The 1,845-nt window shown below is 63.7% G+C and carries 3 protein-coding genes; all 3 read left to right on the top strand.

Annotation, left to right across the window (positions count from 1 at the left end; all coding sequences use genetic code 11):
• The coding region (locus GZ998_RS05280) for a T6SS immunity protein Tdi1 domain-containing protein (protein ID WP_219109248.1) at window positions 1–510 on the top strand (510 nt) is incomplete at its 5' end.
• Complete coding sequence (locus GZ998_RS05285) at window positions 510–1,364, top strand: GAD-like domain-containing protein (protein ID WP_219109249.1); 855 nt, start codon at window positions 510–512, stop codon at window positions 1,362–1,364. The genes GZ998_RS05280 and GZ998_RS05285, both read left to right, overlap by 1 nt.
• Window positions 1,361–1,845 (top strand): polymorphic toxin type 15 domain-containing protein (locus GZ998_RS05290; RefSeq protein ID WP_219109250.1); only part of this gene is annotated, 485 nt, incomplete at its 3' end. The genes GZ998_RS05285 and GZ998_RS05290, both read left to right, overlap by 4 nt.

Genomic DNA, 1,845 nt, shown 5'->3' on the forward strand with positions numbered 1-1,845 from the left:
GTACAAGACCAACTCCCCTTCACCGACACCTTCCACTGCCTAGCCCGCTCCGCCATGGGCAACCTGTTCCTGTGGGGCGAACAAACCGGCGACAGCATCGAGATCGACCCCACCTATACCCGCATCGTCATCGACCAACTCGCCATACAAGCCGCCAACGATCCGGAAGTACGCCAACAGCAAGGACGTGTGGTGTTCACCGGCTCAGCCAAATGGAGCGTTGAGGATCCTGAGGATGCCTCCGAGCGGGCGTTGCCGCCCCAGGCGCTTACGCGCCTGGGCCCCGTCCGTGCCGACCAGGTGTACGGCTTCATCCTCCCACCCGCCCTGGGCGGACCGATCAGCGTGGACAACCTGCGCATCACCGACGCCCACACCTACCTGACCCTACAAGCACAGCAGAGCGACATCACCATCAGCGACCCGGTAGGCGCCAACTGGGACCAGATCGCCCCAATTATCCGCGCCGACCCGGACCCGACTCCGATAGCGCGGAAAAGAAACTCATGATGGGCGACGACGCTCCGCACACTGCTCCCGGGCAGGGCGGGACCGGTCCCGCGGACCTTTGGGATTTCACGCCGGTGCCCGAGCCGACCGATCCGGCCGAGCAGGACGCGCTGACCGAAGCGCGTATTCAGCAGGACCTTATCGCTCCGGAGGATATGGACCTGGCGCCGATGGGTGTTGCTGGGCCCGTGCCGGAGGAGTACTTCGAGCGGTTCGCGGATGTCTTGCCACGCTCGATTCTGTATACCTGGCGGCGCCTGGGTTTCGAGGGTTTCGGCAACGGCCTGTTCTGGATCACCGACCCCATCGCCTGGGCACCAGTAGTACACGAATGGCTAAACCCAGTACAAGACCAACTCCCCTTCACCGACACCTTCCACTGCCTAGCCCGCAACGCCATGGGATACATGTTCCTGTGGGGGGAAGATTCCGGGGACTGTCTCCAGATTGACCCCATTTACAACAAGATCGAGTTCAACCGGCTAACCCGTCACACCAGGGGACAGACAGAGGCCCGTGAGCGGGCTGGACGCGTCATGTTCGGGGGAAAAGCCTTCAACTACGCCCATGAGCCTGAGGATGTGTCTGAGCGGGCGTTGCCGCCCCAGGCGCTTACGCGCCTAGGTCCGGTCAGCTCAGACCAGGTGTACGGCTTCATCCTCCCACCCGCCCTGGGCGGACCGATCAGCGTGGACAACCTGCGCATCACCGACGCCCACACCTACCTGACCCTGCAAGCACAGCAGAGCGACATCACCATCAGCGACCCGGTAGGCGCCAACTGGGACCAGATCGCCCCAATTATCGGCGCCGACCCCGCCACCTCCCCACTCAGCCAGGCGAGCGAGTCATGACGGGCACGGCCAACATAAATCCTGGTCCTGCAGCCCTGCCCGACGAGCACGGCTTCCGCCACGCCCTAGGAGCCGAGGACCCCGGAGCGGTCGCCAAGCAGTACCAGCCCCCACCAGCACGCGACAACCGCACCATGGTACGCACCGTCTACCACAACGGCCGCAGCCGCGACCTACAGGCCAAGGGCGCCGAGTTCGAGTTCCAGCTCGACGGCCAATACCAGATCCTGGCACAAATGCCCGCCAAGGACTACCTGGCCGCCCGCGACCTGTTCAAACAACAAGGCAGACAAGGCAACGAAGCCACACGACAAGCACGAAGAGACCTCTACAAGCGACTCGTTGATTACGGTCAGCGGTTCGCTCGGATGTCTCCTAATGATGCGGAACGCTGGGCGCGTGAGGCTATGCGGCAGGTAGCGATCCTGCACAACCCCGACCAGGTCCTGGGAGGCAACCTGAGGCCCTCCCGGGACGCGGG

Origin of the sequence: Actinomyces sp. 594 (assembly GCF_019325145.1) — a bacterium.
Lineage (GTDB): Bacteria > Actinomycetota > Actinomycetes > Actinomycetales > Actinomycetaceae > Actinomyces.